We start from the raw sequence: 21,352 nt of genomic DNA on the forward strand, positions 1-21,352 counted from the left end.
TTCACCAACCAGGCATTGAGATCCGCGATCTCCTCCATGCAGACCGAGTCCGCCATGTCGATATGGATTTCCCGAGGACTCGCCCTTTTTTTTCGGCTGCATCAACAGCTTGGCCGCTGCGTAATTCTCCGGACACTGGTGGGCTCGACCCGCAATCCACGCCACGTCGACTACGCAGCAGCCGGGGCGGCATGGATGCAAAGACGACCAGGCTACTTCTTGCGTCGCAAGACCCATCGCACGATGAAGGCCGCGCCCAGGACGAGCGCGAACCAGCCGACGAGCGACGATTGCGCGATTACATCGCGCATCGCGGGGCTGGAGACGAAATACGGTGCGAGCAGAACCGCCGCGCCGATGAAGGCGATGACGAGTCCCTTCGTGAGCAGGTCCTTGTCGGACATGCGGGCGTTCAGGCCTCGCCGCCGAAGCGCTTGATCAGGTTGGCGATGTACTTGTCGACCAGCTTTTCGAATTCGCTTTCGACGACCGGCGCCACGACCATCTTCATCAGGCCGGGCAGGGGCAGGGTGATGTCGCCGTTGATCTTGAGCTCGATGCTGGTGGACTTCTTGTTGTCCTTGATCTTCCAGTGGCCGCCAACCAAAGCGTTGCCCACGCCTTCCACCGGCGTCCAGACGACCGTGCCCTTGGTCTTGTTCGCAACGTACTTGCTGGCGTACACGGTCTGGATGTTCACCTGCGCGGTGCCCACCTTTTCCATCTCCCACTTGTAGACGCCGTCACCCATGTCGGTGAGCTTGTCCACCTTGGGAAAGTGCGACACCGAAGTGGGTACGTCCGAGAGCACTTCAAAGACGTCTGCGGCCTTGGCCTTCACGTCGAATTCGTAGCCCAGGTCGATGTTGACGGTAACGGCCATTGCCAAGTCTCCTCTTGTGTTGGTGCGGCTATTCTGCCGCCTTTCTCGCTCAGCTCATCACGCTGATTTTCAGGCGGCTTTTTTCAGGTTGGCTTCGGCGAAGGCGGCCGTGCGCTCGATCGCGGTGACCGTGGCGCCGACGAGCGTGTCGACCACCACTTCGGCGCCGCTGGCCGACAGGGCCACACCCTTGGTGAAGTAGCCATTGAAGACCTGGTGCGCATGATTCGCGTTCTTGCGCGTTTCGGCGCTCAACTTCGCGCTGCTCTGCTTCATCGCGGCTTTCCAGCGCTGGTCCAGCGTGCCGGCCAGGCGTTCGCCGCCCGTGCGATAGAGGCCGATCGCCTGGTGGGCGGCGTTGCCGAACTTCGCGACCAGGTCGGTGGCGTTGGCGGAAATTTGTTGGGTGTCCATGTTTTGGCTCCAGGTTGCAGGTTGATGAGCCGATTTTGTCGACGCGGCCTAGTGGAGGCGACCTAATGGGCGTACTTTCCCTAGGGGAAGCGGTCTAGCCGCGCCGCCGGACAGGCTTTCGATTACCAGATTTCCGCTTGTCCTGTCTTCCTGCAGAAAATCGCAAGCCGTGCTACCTTCCGGCGCAATACACGAGACAACGAATTTCTGACATGAGCAACCTGCAGGCCCGACTGGCCGCCCTGGCGCCGCAACGGCTCAAAGGCATACGCCGCGGCATCGAGAAGGAAAGCCTGCGCGCCACGCCCGAGAGCGGCCTGGCCATGACGCCGCATCCGCAGGCGCTGGGTTCGGCCCTCACGCATCCGCACATCACGACGGACTACAGCGAAGCGCAGCTCGAGCTGATCACCGGGGTTCATGCCACGCCCGAGAGCTGCCTGGAAGAATTGCTGCAGGTTCACCAATTCACGTACCGAGCGCTCGGCGACGAAATGCTGTGGGTGTCGAGCATGCCGTGCGACCTGCCGGCCGACGAGACCATTCCCGTGGGGCGCTATGGCTCCTCCAACGTCGGGCGCGCCAAGAGCGTGTACCGCATGGGCCTGGCCCACCGCTACGGCCGGCGCATGCAGACGATTTCGGGCATCCACTACAACTGGTCGTTGCCCGACGTGTCGAGCGAACAATATTTCGCCCTCATCCGCAACTTCCGGCGTCACGCGTTCCTGCTGCTGTACCTGTTCGGCGCGTCGCCCGCCGCGTGTTCGAGCTTCGTGGCCGGCCGCCAGCACGAGCTGCGTTCGCTCACCGACGGCACGATGTACATGCCGCACGGCACCTCGCTGCGCATGGGCCGCCTCGGCTACCAGAGCGACGCGCAGGCCAGCCTGGCGGTGAGCTACAACGGCCTGGACGGCTATGCGCAATCGCTGCAGGAAGCGCTGACCAAGCCTTACCCTGCGTACGAAGCCGTGGGCATCATGAACCCGGGCGGTGAATACAACCAGCTCGCCACCAGCCTGCTGCAGATCGAGAACGAGTTCTACGGCACCATCCGCCCCAAGCGCGTGATCCATCCCGGCGAGCGGCCGCTGCACGCGCTGCGCGAACGCGGCGTCGAATACGTCGAAGTGCGCCTGCTGGACCTGAACCCGTTCGTGGCGACGGGCATCACGGCGCAGACCATCCGCTTCCTCGACATGTTCCTGCTGCACTGCCTGCTCTCGGACAGCCCGCCCGACACGCCGCAAGAGATCGCGGCCCTGGGACGCAACCAGCACAAGACCGCCGCCTTCGGCCGCGAGCCGGGCCTGGTGCTCGAGCGTGACGGCGCTGAGGTGCCGCTCGCGCAATGGGGCGGGGAACTCGTGGCCGCGTTCGCGCCGATCGCCGCCGCGCTCGACGCCGCACACCAGACCACCGACTATTCCGAAGCGCTGCGGTCCGCCCAGGCGCTGCTTGCCGAGCCTGACTTGTTGCCCAGCGCTCGCGTGCTGGCGGTGATGGAGCAGGACTTCGGCAATTCCTTCATCGGCTTCACCCGCGCCCAGTCGCGGCAGACCAAGGCCAAGCTGCTGGCGCTGCCTTTCAGTGCCGGCCTGCAAGCGCGCTTTGCCGCGATGACCGAGCAATCCGTGGCCGACCAGAAAGCCATCGAGGCAGCGGACGCCATGCCTTTCGAAGCGTATCGCCAGCAATACGTCTCGCCCGAGCGGCTGGGCTTGTCGAAGGCCGCCATCGCGCCCGCGCTGGCTGCCGTTTGAGGGGCCGTCCGCTCTGCGCGCCGTAAGGCTTTACCCTGCCTGGGGCCGCGCCAAAACGCTCCGGCGAGTACAATAGCGTCTTCGAACGCGTTTCGGGCATCCCAAAGCCCCGCACCGGCCGCCAAACCGGGCAATCTTTTCCAAGAGACGCGACACCCGGCCCTCCGTGCGAGGCCCATGCCACCGGGATCGATGCGCGCGGCTTGGCGTTTGCCAAGCCTTCACATACTCTTCCAGCGCCAGCCGCGTGGCCACCGCCGGAGACCTGAATTCCAAAATAACAATGAATCCCAAAGACAACATCACCGTAGGCAAGTACCTGATATCGCCGCTGACAAAACTTCTCGAAAATGGCTGGTACGCCTGTTCCGTTTCGATCCGCTCCGGCTCCGGCACCGGCACGCATGACCGCGTGCTGCGCCTGACCCGGCTGTTCCAGACCAAGCTGGCGGCCGTGCGATATGCCACCGCCGAAGGCCTGCAATGGATCGGCCACCCGCATCCCGGCGTCCAGGGCCCAGCCCTTGCCGCCGCCTGAATTCAGATAGGAGACTCATCATGGCCAAGGAAGAACTGATCGAGATGAAGGGGCACGTCGACGAAGTGCTGCCCGACTCGCGCTTTCGCGTCACGCTGGAAAACGGTCACCAGGTGATCTGCTACACCGGCGGCAAGATGCGCAAGCACCACATCCGCATCATCGCCGGCGACAACGTGTCGCTGGAAATGTCGCCGTACGACCTGACCAAGGGCCGCATCACGTTCCGCCATATCGCGGGCCGTGCGGGTCCTCCGCCGGCACGCCGCTAAAGCCCCAGCCGGTAGAGGTTGCGCTTTCGTCCTACGGCGCCGGGCCGGTGCTGAGTTCACAGTCGCGTTGTAACTGTGGGCCCCAGTGGCCAGGAGCACAACGATGACAACGACATTCACGCTCGGCCGCCGCATCGCGGTGCTGGCCATCGCTGCGGCCTGCCTCGGCGCGCCCGTTTTCGCCAAAGACGATGACGACAAGGGGCACAAGGGCGGCAAGCATGCCGAGAAAGCCCAAAAGCACGCCGAGAAGCATGCCGACAAGGCTGAAAAGCACGCTGAAAAAGCCGAACGCAAAGCCGACAAGCGCGCCGAAAAGCGGCATCGCGAGGACATCAAGCACGGCGCGTATTTCAACGACCAGCAGCGCACCTACGTGCGCCAGTACTACAGCGAACAATACGGCGGCGGCCGCCGCTGCCCGCCGGGCCTTGCCAAGAAGAACAACGGCTGCATGCCGCCCGGCCAGGCCCGCAAGTGGGACGTCGGCCAGCCCGTTCCGCGCGGCGTGACGGTTTATTCCGTGCCCCAGCCAGTCATCATGCACCTGCCTCCGGCGCCGTATGGCTACCGCTATGCGCGCATAGGCGGCGACATCGTGATCATCGAAGTGCAGCGCAACCTCATCGTCGACGTGATCCACGCCTTGCTCGGCTGAACCGCTGAGTTCGCTCGATGAAAATGGCGCCCCCCGGGGCGCCATTTTTGTGCCTTGTCCTACACCTCGCGCGCACGAGCCCACCGACAGTTCGGAGATTCGCATCCTGTTGGAGATAAAGATATGTTCGACTCCCGGCACTTCCGACCGATCCTTGCGGTGGCGGCCTGCGCGCTGCTGGCCACCGGCACCGCATTTGCCGCATCGCCGGCCGGCAAAGCCACAGCGACGGGCGAGCAGGCTGCTGCTGCCCCGGCCGCCGGCCAGACCAGTGGCCAGACCAGCTATGGCGTGAAACTTGGCGGCTTCTTCAGCGAGCAGCAAAAGAAGGCGGCGCGCGCGGCGTTTGCCCAGCGCTATGGCAAGGGCAAGGACTGCCCGTCCGGCATGGAACGCGGAGCGAAAGGCTGCGCCCCGCCGGTGGAAGGCCGGTATTGGGCCGTGGGCCAGGCGCTGCAGCCGGCGGTCAAGCCGTACCCTGTGCCCGACGCGGTGAAGGCCAAGCTGCCGCCGGCGCCGGAAGGCTACGAGTACGTGATGGCCGGCGAAGACATCCTGCTCAAGTCCAAGACCATCCACCTGGTGGTGGACATGATCGAAGACGTCAACGGCTAAGCGGGGTCGCGAGGGTTCGCCGGGCCGAGCCAACGCTTCAGGCGCCGGTACACCGCGTCGCTTGCCAGAAGGTCGAGGTGATTGACACCGCGGGCGACCCATTGGCGCGAAGCCGGGATGTGCAGGTCGCGGGTCGGCTTTGAATGGCGGCCGAGCGCGCTTGCCAGGGGAACGAGCCCGTCGCCCAGCCATTCGTCGGTTCGGCCTTCGCCCAGTGTTCCGGCGATGGCGTAGCAGGCCACGCCGCTGGGCAGTGGCAACGCGGCGCGCGTATCGCGATGCGTGAAGCGGTCATCGGCCCAATCCTGTTCCTGCAGGTTGCCGTGGCGCAGATCGGTGATGCCGAAACTGCGCAGGCCCGACAGGCGCGTGAACGGAGCCACGTACGGGCTGACGCCGAGGCCGCGATGGAGCCAGTTGCCGCCTCTTTCCAACGGCGCGCCATGGTGCGGCGTGCCGAGAAACACCAGTCGCCGCAGCTTCGCGGGCCACCGCATGCCCGCGTGCAGCGCGGACTGCAGCGCGCTGCGCATGACCAGGCCGCCCATGCTGTGGCCGATGACCGCGAAATCCTCGACCGGCACCGGCCAGCCGTCCAGCAACTGCTCCACCTGTGCGGCCATCTCGGCGCCGTTGGTGGAAATGTGCCGGCCGGTGTTGTAGCGCGCATAGACCGGCGTCCAGCCGCCTGCCTCCGCAAGGGCCTGGCCGTGATCGTGGCCATCGCGGGTCCACTGGTGGTCCGTCATGCACAGGCCGTGCACCAGCAGCAGCACGCGCGGGCCGCGTGCCGCATCGGCCGGCCGTACTCGCAACGCCATCGGCGTGGCCAGCGGGTTGCCGCTGCGCTCCAGGTGATCGCCCATGACGCCGTTCAACGCGGCGACAGCCGCATCGCGCTCGGCGTCGAACCGGCCCGCTGCAGCGTCAGGCGACGCGGCGGGCAGGACGGCTTCAACGCCCGCCAGTGCGGCATCGATTGCCTTGCCGACCACGCCCGTGGTGCCTTGAATGCTGCGGTACACCAGGCCGGTGATGCCGGTCGTCGGCATGTCCGGCACTTGCCCGAGCGGCATGGGCACGCGCGCGATGCGCGAGTGCATCGCTTCGACGAGCCCGGTGACGCCGCGCACACCGTCGATCACGAGCCGCGCGCCGCCGCGCAGATCGGCCAATGCGCCCGGGCGGCGCGTGGAAGGGCGGGTCAAGCCGCTACTTCTTTTCCTTGCCGCGTGGCACCACCACCGTCACCGGCGGGGTGGGGCGGTCGGACACGCCTGGCTTGGGCGGTGAGTTGTCCTTCTTGGGCTTCTTCGCCATCTTGTTGCTGCGCTGTTCGCCTTTGGCCATGATTTCTCCAGATCGGTCTCCGGATGGGACCTCGTGGATGAGATGGTACGGTACAAACGAAGCTGTTTATCGAAGGAAGCACCATGACCGCGCCCGAGCCCGTGTTCGAAGTCCTGCCGCGGGACCTGTCCGCGTATCGCGAGGGCAACATCGGCGTCCCGTATGTCCATCGTTTCGCTTCGGGGCGACCCGGCCCGCACGTGCTGGTCAACGCCCTCACGCACGGCAACGAGCTGTGCGGCATGGTGGCGGCGACGCATTTGCTGGACAGCGGCGTTCGGCCCGCGATCGGCACGCTCACGGTGAGCTTCGCCAACGTCGCGGCTTATGAATCGTTCGACCGCGCGGACCCGTTCGCGAGCCGGCAGCTGGTGCACAACCTCAATCGCGTCTGGTCGCCGGAGTGGCTGGATGGCACCGAGGACAGTCCCGAGCTGCGCCGCGCGCGCGAGCTGCGGCCCGTCATGGCGGCGGCAGACCACATCCTCGACATCCACTCGACCGCGCAGGCGGTTGCGCCGTTCTGGGTCTATCCCGGCTATGAGCGCAACGCGCAGGCCGCGCTCGCGATGGGCATCCCCGAGATTCACCTCGTCATGCCCGACGGGCTCACCACGGGCACGCCCGTCATCCAGCACGGACGCCACGGCCGTCCCGATGGCAGCGGCGTAGCCTTGGTCGTTGAATGCGGCCAGCACTTCCTGCAGGCTTCGGCAGACTTGGCGACCGAGGTGAGCCTCCGATTTCTTGCGCACTTCGGGTTGATCGAACACGATGGAGCTGCAAGTGCCGGGCCGCAGCGGCGTTTCGAGCTGCTGTCCACAGCGGTGGTGAAGACGGAGGGGCTGCATTTCGCCCGGCCGCTGGTCGGGCTGGAGACTTTCTCGAAGGGCGAGTTGATCGCCACCGACGGGCCGGACGAAATCCGCGCGCTGTGCGACGAGTGCACGGTCTTCATGCCGACTCGCAAGCCCATTGTGGGACGCGAGGCCGTTTACCTTACACGGCCCCTGTAGTGCACAGGTTGCAACGCAACTTTGCACAACGCCCACGCTGACTTTGCGTGGGGTACACGTGCCGGGCGGATCATGCAGGCTGACTACCACCCCAAAAAGGGCAGCTCATGAAATCCACCGCTATTGCTTGTGCCATCGCCGCTTCGGCGCTGGGCTTTGGTTCCCTCTCATTCGCCCAAGGTTCCGGCTGGGACCGGAACGAGCGCAGTGAGAGTCGGGAAGATCGCCGTGAAGACAGTCGCGCGGACCGGCATGAAAACCGTGAACACCGCCGCGACGATCGCCAGGCGCGCCGCGACACGAGGCATGACCAACACAGCCAGTACCAGCAGCGCAACTTCAATGAGCGGCGTGACCAGCAGCCGTGGATCCATGACCGCTACTACCAGCAGCCGAACCACGGGCAGCCGTACTACCAGCACTCCAACAGGCAGCACCAGTGGAGCGGCCACACGCAGCGCTACCAGCGCGGTGACCACCTGCCGTATCAGTTCCGGCAGCGTCACCACTACGTGAACGACTGGCGTTCGCATCGCGGCCTGTATGCGCCGCCTTACGGCTACCAATGGGTGCAGGCCGACGGCGGCGACTACCTGCTGGTCGCGCTGGCGACGGGCCTGATCGCCAATCTGCTTCTCAACCAGTACTGAGCGTCGACAATCCCTAGAGGGTGGGGATCACCTTGAGCCCCACCCAGGCCGCTCCGATCACGGCGTTGACCGGCACGCTGAGCGCGCTGGGGATGTAGAAGATGATGGAGAGGCCGGGCGCCTGCAGCACCCATTCGACGAGGCCGCCCAGGCCGTAGAAGACGAGGCCGCACCACAGCCATCGGTGCATGTAGGTGAGGAGCCAGTGCGCGTGCTCGCGGTTGTAGCGCAGCGCCGCCGCACGTTCGAACACATTTCCCTTGCTGACGTCCTTGAACAGCCAGGCGAAGAAGAAATACCGGTACAACAGCGTTCGAAAGGTGATGTCCTGCACGGCGTCTCCTTCGGTCGAATAGCGTGCTCTCGCGCTATCGTAGAGCCGGCGCGCGGCGCAACACGTAGGACGAACCCCGATTCGCCGTGCACCGAAGGCTTCAGGCAGCGCGGCTTGAGAGCTGTGCCTTCAGCCGGAGCAGTTCGCGGCGCGCGGTGATGCGCTCGGTGTCGTCGCGGATGCAGAACGTCAGCCCTTGCTCCGTCGGTGAGACCTTCATGTAGACCCAGATGCCCAGCGGCGCATAGAATTTCTCGAATTCCACGGTGCGCCGGTCGCGGATGGCGTCCTGGCACTTCTCCAGAAACCGGCCCGAGGCCGTTTCGGGAAATTCCGTCAGCAGGCAGCGGCCGATCAGGCGGCTGCGGTCCCGGCGCAGGATGCGCTCGGCTTCGGGGTTGACGTAGACAAAGCACCATTCGTGGTCGAGCAGCATGAAGCCGTCGGTGAGCCCTTCGAGCGTGCGCGTGAACCGCTCGGCCGTGCGGCGGACTTCTTCGGTCACGGCCTTGAAGCGGCTGATGTCCTGGATGGCGCCGCGAATGTGCGTGATGATGCCTTCGGCGTTGCGGTCTGCTTCGCCGATGGCGCGGATCCAGACCAGCTGCCCCTTGGCAGTCTGCAACTGCAGTTCGAGGTCGAAACCGATCCCGCGCCTTGCACATGCTTCGAGCGCGGCCGCTGCGCACTCCTGTGACTCGGGGGTGTAAAACGCCAGGGTGTCCGCGATGCGCGGCTGGTAGTCCGGCGGCACCTCGTAAATGGCCTTCACCTCGTCGGACCACACGCACTTGAGCCGACGCACCTCCACCGACCATGCGCCCAGCCGGCCCGCCGCGGCGGCCATGCGCAGCAGGGCTTGCGTCTCTTTCAACTGGTCTTCGGAGAGCCACAGCGACGGCACGGCGCCATCGGCGCCCAGGTAGCCGCGGTAGGTGACGCCGGACGTCCAGTAGGGCCCCTGCACCGCGTCACGGCCAGCCGCATCGCCGCGGCGCCAAAGCCGCCGCCACGCCGCCGCAACGCCATCGCCGATGCCCGTCACGTCTTTCGTTTCGAACGCAGTTACTTCGGCCATGCCGAGAGCCGTGCATAAGACGTGCCACGCAATGGGCGCCGGCTTGTACTATGAAAGTGCCGGTCTGCCGCGTTGGGGTGCCGCCAATCGACCACAACGCACCACGAGCGGGCTTCAGGCGCACTCAATCGTCCAGCAGCCGCACCTTGACGCTCTTGCCCTTGATGCGGCCTTCGTTCAGGCGCTTCACGGCGGCCGGGCCGATCGCACGGTCGACAGCCACATACGTCGAGAATTCGTTGACGTCGATCTTGCCGATCTGTTCGCGCGCGTAGCCGAGGTCCGCCGTCAGCGCGCCCAGCACGTCACCCGGACGGATCTTCTCCTTGCGGCCCCCCTGGATGTGCAGCGTCGCCATCGGCGGCACCAGCGGGCCCTGGCCGGTGGGCTTGAGTTCACCCAGCTTGTGCCATGCCGACTCGCGCCCTTGCAGCAGTTCGATCTTGCCCACCGAGCCCATCTCATCCATGCTCACGAGATTCAGCACCAGGCCGCGGGCTGTGTCCTCCGAATTCAGGCCCGCGCGGCCGGTGCGGCCGATGCGGTGCACGTGCACCTCCGCGTCGGGCGTCACGTCGACGTTGACGACCGCTGCGAGATTGGCAATGTCGAGTCCGCGCGCCGCCACATCAGTTGCCACCAGCACCGAGCAGCTGCGGTTGGCGAACCGCACCAGCACCTGGTCGCGCTCACGCTGCTCCAATTCGCCGTAGAGCGCCAACGCGCTGTGGCCCGTGGCGCGCAGCGCATCGACGAGCTTCTTGCATTGCGCCTTGGTGTTGCAAAACGCGAGCGTGCTGGCGGGCCGGAAATGGTCCAGTAACAGGCTGACGGCGCCGACACGCTCGCGGTCGTTCACCTCGTACCAGCGCTGCTCGATCTGCCCGCCCGCGTGCTGCGCATCGACCTTGACCGTGACCGGTTCGCGCATGAATTGCGCGGCCAGCTTTGCGATGCCTTCCGGGTATGTCGCCGAAAAAAGCAGCGTCTGCCGCGTCTTGGGGCATTGCTTTGCCACCGTGACGATGTCGTCGAAGAAGCCCATGTCGAGCATCCGGTCGGCCTCGTCCAACACCAGCGTGTTGAGCGCATCGAGCTTCAGGCTTTCCCGTTCCAGGTGGTCCATCACGCGCCCCGGCGTGCCGACGACGATGTGAGCGCCATGCTCCAGCGTGGCCAGCTGGCCGCGCAGGGGCACGCCGCCGCACAGCGTCACGACCTTGATGTTGTCCTCGGCCCGCGCCAGCCGGCGGATCTCGGTGGTGACCTGGTCGGCCAGTTCGCGGGTGGGGCACAGCACCAGCGACTGCACGGCGAAGCGGCGTGCGTTCAGGCTGGCCAGCAGCGTCAGGGCGAAGGCGGCGGTCTTGCCGCTGCCGGTTTTGGCCTGGGCGATGATGTCCTTGCCCAGCAGGGCCGGAGGCAGGCTCGCGGCCTGGATGGGCGTCATTGCGAGGTAGCCCAGGCGCTCCAGGTTGGCCAGCGTGGCGGGGTTGAGGGGGAGGGCCGAAAAGGCCGTTGCGGGGGAAGTACTCATCCCCCGATGATTTCACACTAGGACGGCGCGTGCGGCTGGGGCGCCTCGGTCCCGCGTACGCTTTCGGGCGCCGGCTGCGCCGTGACCCAGGCGATGGCGTCGTTTTTGGACGTGAATACGCGCAGCTTCATGCCCAGCCCCTGGGCGGCGGTTTCGCTGTTGTGCGTGATGCGTTCGGCCGGCACGAGGGAAGCCACGCGTTCCAGGTGCGGCAGGTCCTGCGCGACCAGTTCTCCCAGGAAGATCTGTTCGGTGGGCGTCAATTCGCCGTCCACGCCGCGCAGGTCGACCAACACCCGGCGGTCGGACCACAGCACCGTTTCCTGGCCCATGGTGTCGACCAGGTCGACGAAATTCTTCATCGTCGCCGCGCCGGAGACCGCCAGCTGGACGTATTGGGTGAAGCGGGTCAGAACAACGGAGAAGGCCATGCCCGCAAGTTTGCCACCTCAGGCGGCACCTGGGGAGTAACTCTGCCCGCACTTGCCTGTGCGCTTGTTCACAGCCTGCGACCTTGCGGGCCGCGCGGCGTCGCGGATCAAGCGCCTGACGAACGGCCCCGCACGAGGCCGTAGATGAACAGCAGCACCACCGCGCCGACGACCGATGCGATCCAGCCGGCGGCCTGGCCTCCGCTGTACAGCCCCAGGGCCGCGCCGGCATATCGCGCCACGAACGCGCCGGCAATGCCCAGCAGCGTGGTCATGATGAGGCCCAGCTTGTCGTCCCCAGGCTTCAGCGCGCGGGCGATGAGGCCCACGACGAAGCCGATGAGGATGGTTCCGATGATCGACATGTCAGCTCCTGTGTTTGGATGGAGCACTGTATTGCATCCGGCGCGACTATGCCGTGGGAAAGTTGCCGCCCTCCGCAGGGAGCCGGGCCGGAAAACAAAAACGCCCGCAGAAGCGGGCGTTTTCGAGAACGGAAGAAGGATTACTTCTTGGCCGAGGCGGGAGCCTTGGCGGCGTCGGCCTTTGCGTCAGCCTTGGCTTCGGCCTTGGTGCCGGCTGCCTTTGCGTCGGCCTTGGCCTTCTTCGCGTCAGCTTCGGCTTGAGCCTTGGCCTTCTTTTCGTCAGCCTTTGCCTTGGCCTTGGCGGCCTTTTCTTCGGCAGCAGCCTTCTTCTTGGCGGCCTTGGCTTCAGCCTTGGCCTTCTTCTCGTCAGCAGCGGCTTGGGCCTTGGCCTTCTTTTCGTCAGCCTTGGCATCGGCGGCGGCAGCCGGCTTGGCAGCGGCGGCGGAAGCGGCAGGCTTGGCGCCCGAAGCAGCGGCCATCGGGGCGCCGGCGTGCGAAGCGGCGAAAGAAGATGCCGCGAAGAACGTGGCGGCCAGGATAGCGAGGAGCTTGCTCATTTGGATGTCTTTCCGGAAAGGGTGGAGAATTAAGCCGCCCGAAGGGGCTGCCATGACTGAAACGCCCGATGAGCGCTCCGCGTTGACCGCCGGACGGCTCTGGTGGGCCTAAATGTGTAGGACAACTACCTAGATCGGGTCCGGGATCAGGAACTTGCGGTTGCGCGGACCCGGCCGCTGGCGACGATCTGGCCACTCACCATGACATCGAAAGCAGCATCCGGGCCCAACCGGGGCAACGCCACGCCGGGGCGCAGCAACTGCAATTCGACCGTTTCGGCGGTGGCCGCAAGGGGGCGGGGTGTCCGGGCACGAAAGCCCTCGTGGCCGATGACCAGGACGAAATCGCGCGCCGCTGGTCCGGCTGGGGCCCCAGGTCGGACCGGGACGATTTCGACACGAACGTGCGCTTCAAACGCGCTGTTCGGGTCGAAACCGTCGGCGCGGCGCAGGCGAGGCGCCAGTTTTCGGACGGCGAAACCCACCAGATTGCCCACGGCGGGCAACCACAGCACCAGCAACAAGGTGCCGATGTCACGTGCCAGGGACGGGTTGTCGGCCCAATGGCGAATGCCTGCGCCGGCCGCAGCCAGCGCGAGAAGCACCGCCATCACGACCTGGCGCCGCCGCGAATCGACGATTTTCATGGCGCGATTGTGCGCGCCGCGGGCCGCCCCGGCCCGCCAATCAGGCTGGATTGACGCGGATCTGGCCTTCTTTCACGTAGCGATCGAATTCGTCGCGCGTGATTGCCGTCGTGCCTACGGTCTTGTTTTCGTCGGTCCAATGCAGGGTGACGCTGTCGTCGGCCACGTCGATTTCCACCGGGCCGGTCGGAATCGGCAGCATCACGCCGTCGCCGGCGCGGAAACAGACTTCTCCGCGGATCATTGCTTGCTGGGTCATGACAGGCTCCTCGACGTTTCAAACCGTCATTTCAGCGCGGCCATGCCGCCGAAGATGTCAGCCAATGACCCGCGGGCGTGCCGGACGGGCATGGAAACTCTAGAGCCGCGCGTCTTCCTTCGCCCGGAGTTTGGCGGCGATGTACTCGCCGTGCGTCACGTGCAGCAGGCCCGCGACCTTGCTGATCACGTGGTTCTCGCCGGCATCCAGGTGGGCGTCGGCGTAGGCCACCTGCCACATCGCCTCGACCAGCGCCACCTTCTGCGGCTGGGTGAAGTGATCGTTGAGACGGTTCGTGAAATGGAAGAAGTCGTTGGCCTTGCGGGCCTCGGCGCGCGCCGCTTCCACCAATTCCGCGACCTCGCCGTCGCCCAGCGCGAATTTGCGCTGCAGCGCCGCGATCACGGCCTGGTATTCGGCGGGATCGATGTCCGGCTGCGCCCGCATCACTTCCACCAGCAGCACGGCCGCGGCGAGGTGAAGCGCGTGCCGCTGCCGCTGCGGGGGCTCGGCGGCCGATGACGGGGAAGCGACGGAGTCGAAGAAGGCCTTGAGGCTGCTGAGCATGAACTGTGGAGTGGCGCATGGCGTCGAAGGTTCCCTCCAGCAGCCATCGGGCAAATCGGGTATCGTCGCGCCGACATGCCCGACCCCATCCTTTCCGTCGCGGGCGTCTCCAAGACCTACGCGACCGGCTTTCACGCCCTGAAGAACATCGACCTGGAGATCCGCCGCGGCGAAATCTTCGCGCTGCTGGGCCCCAATGGCGCGGGCAAGACCACGCTGATCAGCATCGTCTGCGGCATCGTCAACGCCAGCACCGGCCGCGTCACCGTGGACGGCCACGACATCGCCGGCGCCTACCGCGCCGCGCGGTCGCTGATCGGGCTGGTGCCGCAGGAGCTGACCACCGACGCCTTCGAGACGGTGTGGAACACCACCTCTTTCAGCCGCGGCCTGTTCGGCAAGCCGGCCGACCCGGCGCACATCGAGAAGGTGCTGAGGGCCTTGTCGCTCTGGGAAAAGAAGGAGAACCAGATCCGCACGCTCTCGGGCGGCATGAAGCGGCGGCTGCTCATTGCCAAGGCGCTCGCGCACGAGCCACAGCTGCTGTTTCTGGACGAGCCCACCGCGGGCGTCGACGTGACGCTGCGCCAGGAAATGTGGCAGCTGGTGCGCTCGCTGCGCGAAACCGGCGTCACCATCATCCTCACCACGCACTACATCGACGAGGCCGAGGAAATGGCCGACCGCATCGGCGTCATCAGCAAGGGCGAGATCATCCTGGTGGAAGACAAGGTGGAGCTGATGCGCAAGCTGGGCAAGAAGCAGCTGACGCTGCAGCTCGCGCACCCGCTGGAGCAGCTGCCCGCCACGTTGTCGGCGCTTCCGCTGGAACTGGCTTCGGGCGGCAACGAGCTGACGTACACCTACGACGCCCGCAACGAACACTCCGGCATCGCGGCCCTGCTGCAAGACCTGGACGCGGCCGGCATCGCCTTCAAGGATTTGAAGACGAGCCAGAGTTCGCTGGAAGACATCTTCGTCAGCCTGGTGAGGGAAAAAGAACAATGAAAGCCTGCGAATGAACCTGCACGCGATTCGCGCCATCTACCGTTTCGAGATGGCGCGCACCTTCCGCACCATCATCCAGAGCATCGTCTCGCCGGTGGTATCCACCTCGCTGTATTTCGTGGTGTTCGGCTCGGCGATCGGATCGCGCATCCCCGAGGTCGGCGGCGTGAGCTACGGCGCCTTCATCGTGCCGGGGCTGGTGATGCTCTCGCTGCTCACGCAGAGCATCTCCAACGCTTCGTTCGGCATCTACTTTCCCAAGTTCACCGGCACCATCTACGAGTTGCTTTCGGCCCCGGTGTCGACGCTGGAGATCGTCATCAGCTACGTCGGCGCCGCGGCCACCAAGTCGATCGCGCTCGGCCTGATCATCCTGGCGACGGCGGCATTGTTCGTGCCGCTGAAGATCATGCATCCCGGCTTCATGCTGCTGTTCCTGGTGCTCACGGCCGTGACGTTCAGCCTGCTGGGCTTCATCATCGGCATCTGGGCCGACGGCTTCGAGAAACTGCAGTTCATCCCCACGCTGATCATCACGCCGCTCACGTTCCTGGGCGGCAGTTTCTACTCGATCGACATGCTGCCGCCCTTCTGGCAGAAGGTCACCCTGTTCAATCCCGTGGTGTATCTGATCAGCGGCTTCCGCTGGAGCTTCTACGGCGTGTCCGACGTCAGCGTGGGCATCAGCCTGGCCATGACGCTGCTCTTCATGGCGATCTGCCTGGGCGGCGTCGCATGGATCTTCAAGACGGGCTATCGCCTGAAGTCGTGAGCAGTTTTTCGATCAGACCGCTAGCGACAGCAGGGCGGACGGCGTGGCCGGGTCGTCCGAGTCGGTGACCATCAGCAACCGGCCGTCTTCAGCCAGGGTGATGCCCTCGATCTTGGGCGCACCGGCGACGTATTCGAGCCGCTGCAAAGTGCCCCCCTCGGTCACCCAACCGATGGCGGACGCGCCGCAAGCGCCGTCGTTGTAGCTGTCACCGGTGTCTTCCGCCACCGCGCTGAAGAGCCAGCCTCCACCGGGCAGCGCCGCGCCATCGGTGAATCCCAGCGGAACGCCGCCCGCGTCGCCCAAAGAAAATTCCTGGATGTTCTGCGGTATCGGTGCGTCGGCACCACCCGCCATCCACGCCCGCAATTGCGCCAGCGGATAGTCGATGCAGGCGTTGCGCGCGTCGCCCTTGTTGCCGCGTTGGAGCAGCCGCAGGCGCTGCCCCGCCACGAACGCGCCTTCGATGTTCAGGTCGGGAAACTGTTCGCGCAACGGCTGGTACATCGCGGCGAGGTCGTAGGTCACAGGCGCGGCGCAAGGGAGTCCGCCGCCATCCAGCACCACCTGCAGGGCTTGCTGCCGGTTGGGCCGCGAACCCGAACCGAGCGCAAGCAAGGCGCCGTGCGCCATGCCGGGTTCTGCCGGCAGCAGCGCCAACGCTTCGAGATCGGGTTTTTGCTTCTTGCGTTTGCCTTTGTCGGCAGGCAGGTCGCCGGCGAGCAGGCGATGCAGTTGCACCACGCCCGCGCCGTCGGCCGCAAGGGTGCCGAGGTGATGCTCGTCATCGGCCACCAGGTAGAGCCGCCCGTCGACGCGCACCAAACCGCTCGCCGCACTCAGGTGCGCCTGGCCGCGCGGATGCGCGCCGGGCTCGACCAGGAGGTTGCACAAGAGGATGGGTTGCAGCATCGCGTGAACTTGAGGCCTAAACGCCCATCCGCAGCCGCCGCGCCGACTCCTCGGCGCGCGCGTCGTCGATCTCGCGCAGCACGCCGCCCAGGTCGACTGTGCCCGCCTCACGGTGGAACACGCCTTTCAACGGCACTTCAGGCGAAAGCAGGCCGCGCTGGTACAGATCCCAGATTTCGGGGCCGAAGTCCGTGTGCAGCAATTCCGGTGCGAAGCCGCCGAAGAAGCCGCGCAGGTTGGCAACGTCCCGCAGCAGCACGCGCTGCGCATGGTTGTTGCCCGCCGCGTCGATGGCCTGCGGCAAGTCGATGATCACGGGGCCTTCTTCGCCCAGCAGCACGTTGAATTCCGACAGGTCGCCATGCACGACCCCCGCGCACAGCATGCGAACGACCTGAAGCAGCAGCATGGCGTGATGCGCCCGGGCTTCGTCGGCCGTGAGCGCGACGTCGTTGATGCGCGGCGCCGCGTCGCCCTCGGCATCCGTGACCAGTTCCATCAGCAACACGCCGTCGTGGAAGTTGTACGGCGTGGGCACCCGCACGCCCGCGGCCGCCAGCCGGTACAGCGCGTCGACCTCCGCACTTTGCCAGGCCGCCTCTTGCGCCTGGCGACCGAACTTCGTGCCCTTGGCCATGGCGCGCGCCTGGCGCGAGTTCTTGACTTTGCGGTTCTCGGTGTAGTCGACAGCCTGCCGGAAGCTGCGCTGCGTTGCCTCCTTGTAGACCTTGGCGCAGCGCGTGTGTTCGCCGCACCGGACGACATAGGCCATCGCCTCCTTGCCGCTCATGAGCTGGCGAACGACCGTGTCGACGAGGCCCTCGTCCACGAGGGACTGCAGGCGGGGCGGGGTTTTCATGGGCCGATTGTGAGGCACAGGTAGGACAAGGCACCTGTACGGATCAGGTGATCTGATGTCACGATGCGGCGGTGCTGCAACGCATGCTGGGACATTGCCCCAAACTCAGGAAGCCCTCCATGAACAAACACCAGGTTAACGGCGTCGCCAAAGGCGCCCTTGGCAAGTTCCAGACCCACGTCGGCAAGACCACCGGCAATGGCGCGCAGGTTGCCAGGGGAACCATGAAGCAAGCCGAGGGCCGGCTGCAGAAGGCCTATGGCGACCTCAAGGCGGCGCTGAAGAATTCCCGGCACACCTGAGAGCGGCGCAGGTTCCGTAGGGCCGCGGCTGCCGGCCGCCGGCGCCCGGCACAATCCAGCCATGGCTATCCAATGGTTCCCCGGGCACATGAATCTCACGCGCAAGGCGATCGCCGAGCGCATCAAGGACATCGACGTCGTGATCGAGGTGCTGGACGCGCGCCTGCCCGGCTCCAGCGCCAACCCGCTGCTGGCCGAGATGACGGGGCACAAGCCCACGCTGAAGATCCTCAACAAGCAGGACATGGCCGACGCGCCGCGCACCGCGCAGTGGCTGGCGCACTACAACGCGATCGAAGGCACGCGCGCCATCGCGCTGCAGGCGAGCAACGCCGCGGCCGTGCAGCCACTGGCCGCAGCCTGCCACGTTTTGGCACCCGGGCGCGGCGGCATGGCCAAGCCGATGCGCGTGTTGATCTGCGGCGTGCCCAACGTCGGCAAGTCGACGCTGATCAACGCGCTCTCCAACAAGCGCCAGGCCAAGACCGGCGACGAGGCCGGCATCACCAAGCTGGAACAGCGCATCACGCTGGCCGACGACTTCTACCTGTGGGACACGCCCGGCCTGCTGTGGCCGCGCATCATCGTGGCCAAGAGCGGCTACAACCTGGCCGCCAGCGGCGCCATCGGCCGCAACGCCTACGACGAAGAGCTGGTGGCGCTGGAACTGCTGGACTACCTGCGCCGCGACTACCCGCAATTGCTGGAGGCGCGGTACAAGCTCGCCGGCGTGGCCGCGATGAAAGACGAGGAAGTGCTGGAGGCCGTGGGCCGCCAGCGCGGCGCTTTGCTGGGCAAGGGCCGCATCAACACCCAGAAAGCCGCGGAGATCGTCATCACCGAATTCCGGTCGGCGACGCTGGGGCGGATCACGCTGGAGACGCCTGAAGAATTCGCGCAATGGCTGGCAGCGGGACAGCAGCTGGATGCCGAGCGGTTGGCGAAGAAGGAAGCCCGGTCCGGCAAGGGCAGGAAAGCGTCCTGACGCGCCCAAGCCACGCACATAACAACTTGGTACGGCCGGTTACCCGACTCATCAGATAATTGCGGTTATGACGCCTCCGCCCGATAGCCCCCTGACCGTGAAGTCGACCTCGGCCTTCAACGGCGAGTCGACCACGCAGTTCAAGATCAAGATGAATCGGGCGCCCGACTGGTTCTGCTCGTTTCTCGCCGGCAATTCGCGTGAAAAGCGCCGGCTCGGCGACGAGCTGGCCACCATCAAAGGCGCCTGGCCGCTGCTGATGAAGCAGCGCAACGGCGGCAAGTGGACGCCCGAAGACAAGCAGCGGCTGCGCGTCACGCTGCGCTCGCTGTCGACCGTCAGCCCCTACCTGTTCATCTGGGCCATTCCCGGGTCGGTCATCCTGCTGCCGTTCCTGGCGTGGTATCTGGACAAGCGGCGCCAGCGGGCCGAAAAGAAGGCGCTGCAGCGCTGAGCAGCCCGCGCTGCGGCGCGGCGCCCCACACCTCATGCATTGCGACGGCCAGGGCCGCAGCCAACGCCTGCACGTCGTCGTGAGCTGCGGGGTGCAGCGCCTCCATCACGATCAACACCCGCGCGGTTTCATCGCGCACGGCCGACAGGCCGCTTTGGCGGTGCGTCCAGCGCCTTGCATGCGACTGGTTCTGCGCATCGACGAAGGTCACTTCGCCCGGCTCCGGATGTTCGATTTCATTGGAGAAACTCAGGTAGTTCTCCGTGCCCGCGGCGGGCCGCACCTGCAACGGCCATGCGACCTTGTCCGCGTCCAGCGCCGCGACGGGGATCGCGAAGGCCAGCGACGCGGCGTTGCACAGGTCCACCAGCGGATGCAGCGGCGGCAGCGCGCCTTCCTTCCTGAAGCGGCGCAATAGTGACTCAGATGCGCAGCGGTACTGCGTGGGCTTGAGCCCCATGCGCGAGAAGGCTGCACGCCAGGCCTTGATCTCCGGCAGCTCGCTTTCCGAGCCGGCGGCGTCGAGGCGCGACTTGGCGGTGGCGTTGAATCGCCCGACCTGGGCGTCGACCGACACGTTGCGGTGGATGCCCTCCGCGTACAGCGTGGCGGCGGCGAGTTCGGGGAAGCGGGTCCAGATGTCGGGGTGGTGGCTGAATTGCATGGGCGGAGTTTGGCGTGGCTTCGCCGGACTTGTCTTGAACGCAATTGCGCGGGCGACTATCTCAATGCGCTTCCCGCCAAGCCCCCGGCGTGAACCCATACCGCCGCACGAACACGCGCGTCATGTGGCTCTGGTCCGCGAAACCGGACGACGCAGCCGCCTCTGACAGGCCCAGACCGTTGCGGATCAGGCCCCGCGCCCGGTCGGCTCGCCGCTGCAGGAGCCAGTCGTGCGGCGTGGTGCCATACGCCTTCTTGAACCGCCGCAACAGCTGGAACTTGCCGATGCCCGCCAGGGCAGCCAGCTCGGTCAGCGTCGGGGCTTGCAGCGGCGCATCGGCGAGTCTCTCGCACACCATCGATAGATCGGCATCGCTGCGCGCAGTCGGGTGCACCGCCGACGTGGAGTGATCGCGCAGCATCAGGCCGAAAGCCTCGGCGAGCGATTCTTCGCAAGCCAGGGCATCGGCCGCTGTGGCCTTCCGGCCCGCGGCTGTCCACGCTTCCATTCGCGCGAGCAGTCGCTGCAGCGCGTTGCGTAGCCCCTCATCGGTGAAGGCGGGCAGGGTGAACATCGCGTTGGCGTCTGCGCCGCCAACAAGCTCCGGCAGCGCGTCTGGTTCCACGTACACCGTGCGCCAACGCCGTGAGGGCCCGTGCAACGGACGACCGTCGTGCACCTCGCCCGGGTTTGCGCAGACGATGTCGCCCGCATAGGCGTCCACCGTCCCGCTGCCGCTGATCGAGCGATGCGCGCCACCGTCCATCACGCCCAGGCTGTACGTGGCGTGCCAGTGCCGGCCGTAGTGCCGGGCGCTGTCGATCTCAGTCGCGTGGACGCCGGGCCAGGGGGACGCCAAGACGCGGCAATGGTGGGCGGGTGCGGACATGCGGCAAGCGTACCGCAGCATGAGGTCTTCTTTCCGGAGATTCAGGCCTCTCCCGCGGGCGTAATCTCCACAGAGTCCGCCGAAGCCTTCATCGGCCCGTGATAAACCGCCTCGATGTTGTTGCCGTCCGGGTCGAACACGAAGGCGCCGTAATAGCCGGGGTGATAGGGCCGTTCGCCCGGCCCGCCGTTGTCCTTGCCGCCCGCCACCAGCGCGGCCTTGTAGAAGGCCTGCACCTGTTCCTGGTTCTTGGCCTGGAAGGCCAGGTGGACGTGCGAAACCGGGCCGCCTGCATCGGCCGCGTCGATCCACAGCTCATCGGCCTGGAAGTGCGTCTCGTCTTCGTGGATGGTGTCGCCGCGGCCGACGGCCTGCAGCGCGGCGCGGTAGAAGCGCTTGGCGGCGTCGAGGTCGCGCGTGCGAAGGTGGATATGGTCGACCAAGCGGCCGCGGTGGATCTTCATGAGCTTGTCTCCTTGCAAGGCGAGAAGACTCAGGGTAGCGTCAAACGCGGCGGCGGTGGGCTCACTGTGACAAAGGCAAAATACGCCCCATGACCGAAGCCACCAC

31 protein-coding genes are annotated in these 21,352 nt (G+C 66.0%); 12 read left to right on the forward strand and 19 right to left on the reverse strand.

Annotated features, from left to right (window positions below; all coding sequences use genetic code 11):
* Window positions 1–212: 212 nt before the first annotated feature.
* The 3 genes from EEB15_RS31850 to EEB15_RS31860 form a co-directional block, all read right to left on the reverse strand.
* A complete protein-coding gene (locus tag EEB15_RS31850; protein WP_141514014.1) occupies window positions 213–404 on the reverse strand; it encodes a hypothetical protein in 192 nt (63 codons plus the stop codon).
* An 8-nt stretch (window positions 405–412) separates the two neighbouring features.
* Window positions 413–883: an SRPBCC family protein gene (locus EEB15_RS31855; protein ID WP_141514015.1), complete on the reverse strand. Its 471-nt coding sequence runs from the start codon at window positions 881–883 to the stop codon at window positions 413–415.
* Between the two features lie 69 nt (window positions 884–952).
* Window positions 953–1,297: a hypothetical protein gene (locus EEB15_RS31860; protein WP_141514016.1), complete on the reverse strand. Its 345-nt coding sequence runs from the start codon at window positions 1,295–1,297 to the stop codon at window positions 953–955.
* 212 nt (window positions 1,298–1,509) lie between these two features.
* Here EEB15_RS31860 and gshA point away from each other — a divergent pair, with 212 nt between their 5' ends.
* The 5 genes from gshA to EEB15_RS31885 all read left to right on the forward strand — a co-directional run bounded on the left by gshA (window position 1,510) and on the right by EEB15_RS31885 (window position 5,146).
* Window positions 1,510–3,063 carry a glutamate--cysteine ligase gene (gshA, locus tag EEB15_RS31865; protein ID WP_141514017.1) on the forward strand — a complete coding sequence of 518 codons (1,554 nt, stop codon included), beginning with the start codon at window positions 1,510–1,512 and terminating at the stop codon, window positions 3,061–3,063.
* 283 nt (window positions 3,064–3,346) lie between these two features.
* A complete protein-coding gene (locus EEB15_RS31870) occupies window positions 3,347–3,601 on the forward strand; it encodes a hypothetical protein (RefSeq protein ID WP_141514018.1) in 255 nt (84 codons plus the stop codon).
* 20 nt (window positions 3,602–3,621) lie between these two features.
* The gene (gene infA / locus EEB15_RS31875) at window positions 3,622–3,873 is read left to right on the forward strand and encodes a translation initiation factor IF-1 (protein ID WP_141514019.1); all 252 of its coding nucleotides are present in this window, start codon (window positions 3,622–3,624) and stop codon (window positions 3,871–3,873) included.
* Between the two features lie 103 nt (window positions 3,874–3,976).
* Window positions 3,977–4,531, forward strand: coding sequence for an RcnB family protein (locus tag EEB15_RS31880; protein WP_141514020.1), 555 nt, complete (start codon window positions 3,977–3,979; stop codon window positions 4,529–4,531).
* 123 nt (window positions 4,532–4,654) lie between these two features.
* The gene (locus EEB15_RS31885; RefSeq protein WP_141514021.1) at window positions 4,655–5,146 is read left to right on the forward strand and encodes a hypothetical protein; all 492 of its coding nucleotides are present in this window, start codon (window positions 4,655–4,657) and stop codon (window positions 5,144–5,146) included.
* On the opposite strand, the gene EEB15_RS31890 is transcribed toward EEB15_RS31885, so the two are convergent.
* Both EEB15_RS31890 and EEB15_RS34060 read right to left on the reverse strand, forming a co-directional pair.
* Window positions 5,143–6,354: a GPI inositol-deacylase gene (locus EEB15_RS31890; protein WP_233259711.1), complete on the reverse strand. Its 1,212-nt coding sequence runs from the start codon at window positions 6,352–6,354 to the stop codon at window positions 5,143–5,145. The two genes, EEB15_RS31885 and EEB15_RS31890, sit on opposite strands and share 4 nt — an antisense overlap.
* Before the next feature lie 4 nt (window positions 6,355–6,358).
* Window positions 6,359–6,496: a hypothetical protein gene (locus EEB15_RS34060; RefSeq protein ID WP_199236688.1), complete on the reverse strand. Its 138-nt coding sequence runs from the start codon at window positions 6,494–6,496 to the stop codon at window positions 6,359–6,361.
* An 83-nt stretch (window positions 6,497–6,579) separates the two neighbouring features.
* Here EEB15_RS34060 and EEB15_RS31895 point away from each other — a divergent pair, with 83 nt between their 5' ends.
* On the forward strand, window positions 6,580–7,512 hold the full coding sequence (locus EEB15_RS31895; RefSeq protein WP_141514022.1) for a succinylglutamate desuccinylase/aspartoacylase family protein: 933 nt from the start codon (window positions 6,580–6,582) through the stop codon (window positions 7,510–7,512).
* A gap of 107 nt (window positions 7,513–7,619) precedes the next feature.
* Window positions 7,620–8,162, forward strand: coding sequence for an RcnB family protein (locus EEB15_RS34390; RefSeq protein WP_141514023.1), 543 nt, complete (start codon window positions 7,620–7,622; stop codon window positions 8,160–8,162).
* A 13-nt stretch (window positions 8,163–8,175) separates the two neighbouring features.
* On the opposite strand, the gene EEB15_RS31905 is transcribed toward EEB15_RS34390, so the two are convergent.
* The 9 genes from EEB15_RS31905 to EEB15_RS31945 all read right to left on the reverse strand — a co-directional run bounded on the left by EEB15_RS31905 (window position 8,176) and on the right by EEB15_RS31945 (window position 13,937).
* Window positions 8,176–8,496 (reverse strand): hypothetical protein, encoded by a 321-nt coding sequence (locus EEB15_RS31905; RefSeq protein ID WP_141514024.1) that lies wholly within the window; start codon window positions 8,494–8,496, stop codon window positions 8,176–8,178.
* Between the two features lie 100 nt (window positions 8,497–8,596).
* Window positions 8,597–9,574, reverse strand: coding sequence for a PAS domain-containing protein (locus EEB15_RS31910; RefSeq protein WP_141514025.1), 978 nt, complete (start codon window positions 9,572–9,574; stop codon window positions 8,597–8,599).
* A gap of 124 nt (window positions 9,575–9,698) precedes the next feature.
* On the reverse strand, window positions 9,699–11,111 hold the full coding sequence (dbpA, locus tag EEB15_RS31915; protein ID WP_141514026.1) for an ATP-dependent RNA helicase DbpA: 1,413 nt from the start codon (window positions 11,109–11,111) through the stop codon (window positions 9,699–9,701).
* Window positions 11,112–11,128: 17 nt separating this feature from the next.
* Window positions 11,129–11,542 carry an STAS/SEC14 domain-containing protein gene (locus tag EEB15_RS31920; protein WP_141514027.1) on the reverse strand — a complete coding sequence of 138 codons (414 nt, stop codon included), beginning with the start codon at window positions 11,540–11,542 and terminating at the stop codon, window positions 11,129–11,131.
* A 107-nt stretch (window positions 11,543–11,649) separates the two neighbouring features.
* The gene (locus EEB15_RS31925; RefSeq protein WP_141514028.1) at window positions 11,650–11,907 is read right to left on the reverse strand and encodes a GlsB/YeaQ/YmgE family stress response membrane protein; all 258 of its coding nucleotides are present in this window, start codon (window positions 11,905–11,907) and stop codon (window positions 11,650–11,652) included.
* A 140-nt stretch (window positions 11,908–12,047) separates the two neighbouring features.
* Entirely contained in the window at window positions 12,048–12,464 is a 417-nt protein-coding gene (locus tag EEB15_RS31930) for a cell envelope biogenesis protein TolA (RefSeq protein ID WP_141514029.1), read from the reverse strand.
* A 146-nt stretch (window positions 12,465–12,610) separates the two neighbouring features.
* On the reverse strand, window positions 12,611–13,111 hold the full coding sequence (locus EEB15_RS31935; RefSeq protein WP_141514030.1) for a hypothetical protein: 501 nt from the start codon (window positions 13,109–13,111) through the stop codon (window positions 12,611–12,613).
* A 40-nt stretch (window positions 13,112–13,151) separates the two neighbouring features.
* Window positions 13,152–13,370 carry a hypothetical protein gene (locus EEB15_RS31940; protein WP_141514031.1) on the reverse strand — a complete coding sequence of 73 codons (219 nt, stop codon included), beginning with the start codon at window positions 13,368–13,370 and terminating at the stop codon, window positions 13,152–13,154.
* A 99-nt stretch (window positions 13,371–13,469) separates the two neighbouring features.
* A complete protein-coding gene (locus tag EEB15_RS31945) occupies window positions 13,470–13,937 on the reverse strand; it encodes a TerB family tellurite resistance protein (RefSeq protein WP_141514032.1) in 468 nt (155 codons plus the stop codon).
* A 75-nt stretch (window positions 13,938–14,012) separates the two neighbouring features.
* Between EEB15_RS31945 and EEB15_RS31950 the strand changes: the two genes are divergently transcribed.
* Window positions 14,013–14,945 (forward strand): ABC transporter ATP-binding protein, encoded by a 933-nt coding sequence (locus EEB15_RS31950; RefSeq protein WP_141514033.1) that lies wholly within the window; start codon window positions 14,013–14,015, stop codon window positions 14,943–14,945.
* Window positions 14,946–14,955: 10 nt separating this feature from the next.
* Complete coding sequence (locus EEB15_RS31955) at window positions 14,956–15,717, forward strand: ABC transporter permease (protein WP_141514034.1); 762 nt, start codon at window positions 14,956–14,958, stop codon at window positions 15,715–15,717.
* Window positions 15,718–15,729: 12 nt separating this feature from the next.
* Here the strand turns inward: EEB15_RS31955 and EEB15_RS31960 are convergent, their stop codons facing one another.
* Window positions 15,730–16,629 (reverse strand): hypothetical protein, encoded by a 900-nt coding sequence (locus EEB15_RS31960; RefSeq protein ID WP_141514035.1) that lies wholly within the window; start codon window positions 16,627–16,629, stop codon window positions 15,730–15,732.
* A gap of 16 nt (window positions 16,630–16,645) precedes the next feature.
* The gene (locus EEB15_RS31965) at window positions 16,646–17,488 is read right to left on the reverse strand and encodes a PA4780 family RIO1-like protein kinase (protein WP_141514036.1); all 843 of its coding nucleotides are present in this window, start codon (window positions 17,486–17,488) and stop codon (window positions 16,646–16,648) included.
* Window positions 17,489–17,607: 119 nt separating this feature from the next.
* Here EEB15_RS31965 and EEB15_RS31970 point away from each other — a divergent pair, with 119 nt between their 5' ends.
* The 3 genes from EEB15_RS31970 to EEB15_RS31980 all read left to right on the forward strand — a co-directional run bounded on the left by EEB15_RS31970 (window position 17,608) and on the right by EEB15_RS31980 (window position 19,229).
* On the forward strand, window positions 17,608–17,790 hold the full coding sequence (locus tag EEB15_RS31970) for a CsbD family protein (protein WP_141514037.1): 183 nt from the start codon (window positions 17,608–17,610) through the stop codon (window positions 17,788–17,790).
* Between the two features lie 61 nt (window positions 17,791–17,851).
* Entirely contained in the window at window positions 17,852–18,775 is a 924-nt protein-coding gene (gene ylqF / locus EEB15_RS31975) for a ribosome biogenesis GTPase YlqF (RefSeq protein WP_141514038.1), read from the forward strand.
* A 67-nt stretch (window positions 18,776–18,842) separates the two neighbouring features.
* Window positions 18,843–19,229: a hypothetical protein gene (locus EEB15_RS31980; RefSeq protein ID WP_141514039.1), complete on the forward strand. Its 387-nt coding sequence runs from the start codon at window positions 18,843–18,845 to the stop codon at window positions 19,227–19,229.
* Here EEB15_RS31980 and EEB15_RS31985 read toward each other — a convergent pair.
* The 3 genes from EEB15_RS31985 to EEB15_RS31995 all read right to left on the reverse strand — a co-directional run bounded on the left by EEB15_RS31985 (window position 19,153) and on the right by EEB15_RS31995 (window position 21,246).
* On the reverse strand, window positions 19,153–19,893 hold the full coding sequence (locus tag EEB15_RS31985) for a B3/4 domain-containing protein (RefSeq protein WP_141514040.1): 741 nt from the start codon (window positions 19,891–19,893) through the stop codon (window positions 19,153–19,155). The genes EEB15_RS31980 and EEB15_RS31985 overlap by 77 nt on opposite strands.
* Window positions 19,894–19,954: 61 nt before the next feature.
* Window positions 19,955–20,782, reverse strand: coding sequence for an AraC family transcriptional regulator (locus EEB15_RS31990; RefSeq protein ID WP_141514043.1), 828 nt, complete (start codon window positions 20,780–20,782; stop codon window positions 19,955–19,957).
* 41 nt (window positions 20,783–20,823) lie between these two features.
* Window positions 20,824–21,246 (reverse strand): VOC family protein, encoded by a 423-nt coding sequence (locus tag EEB15_RS31995; protein WP_141514041.1) that lies wholly within the window; start codon window positions 21,244–21,246, stop codon window positions 20,824–20,826.
* Window positions 21,247–21,352: the final 106 nt, after the last annotated feature.

It is taken from the genome of Ramlibacter sp. WS9, from assembly GCF_003797765.1.
Classification (GTDB): Bacteria; Pseudomonadota; Gammaproteobacteria; order Burkholderiales; family Burkholderiaceae_C; genus Ramlibacter.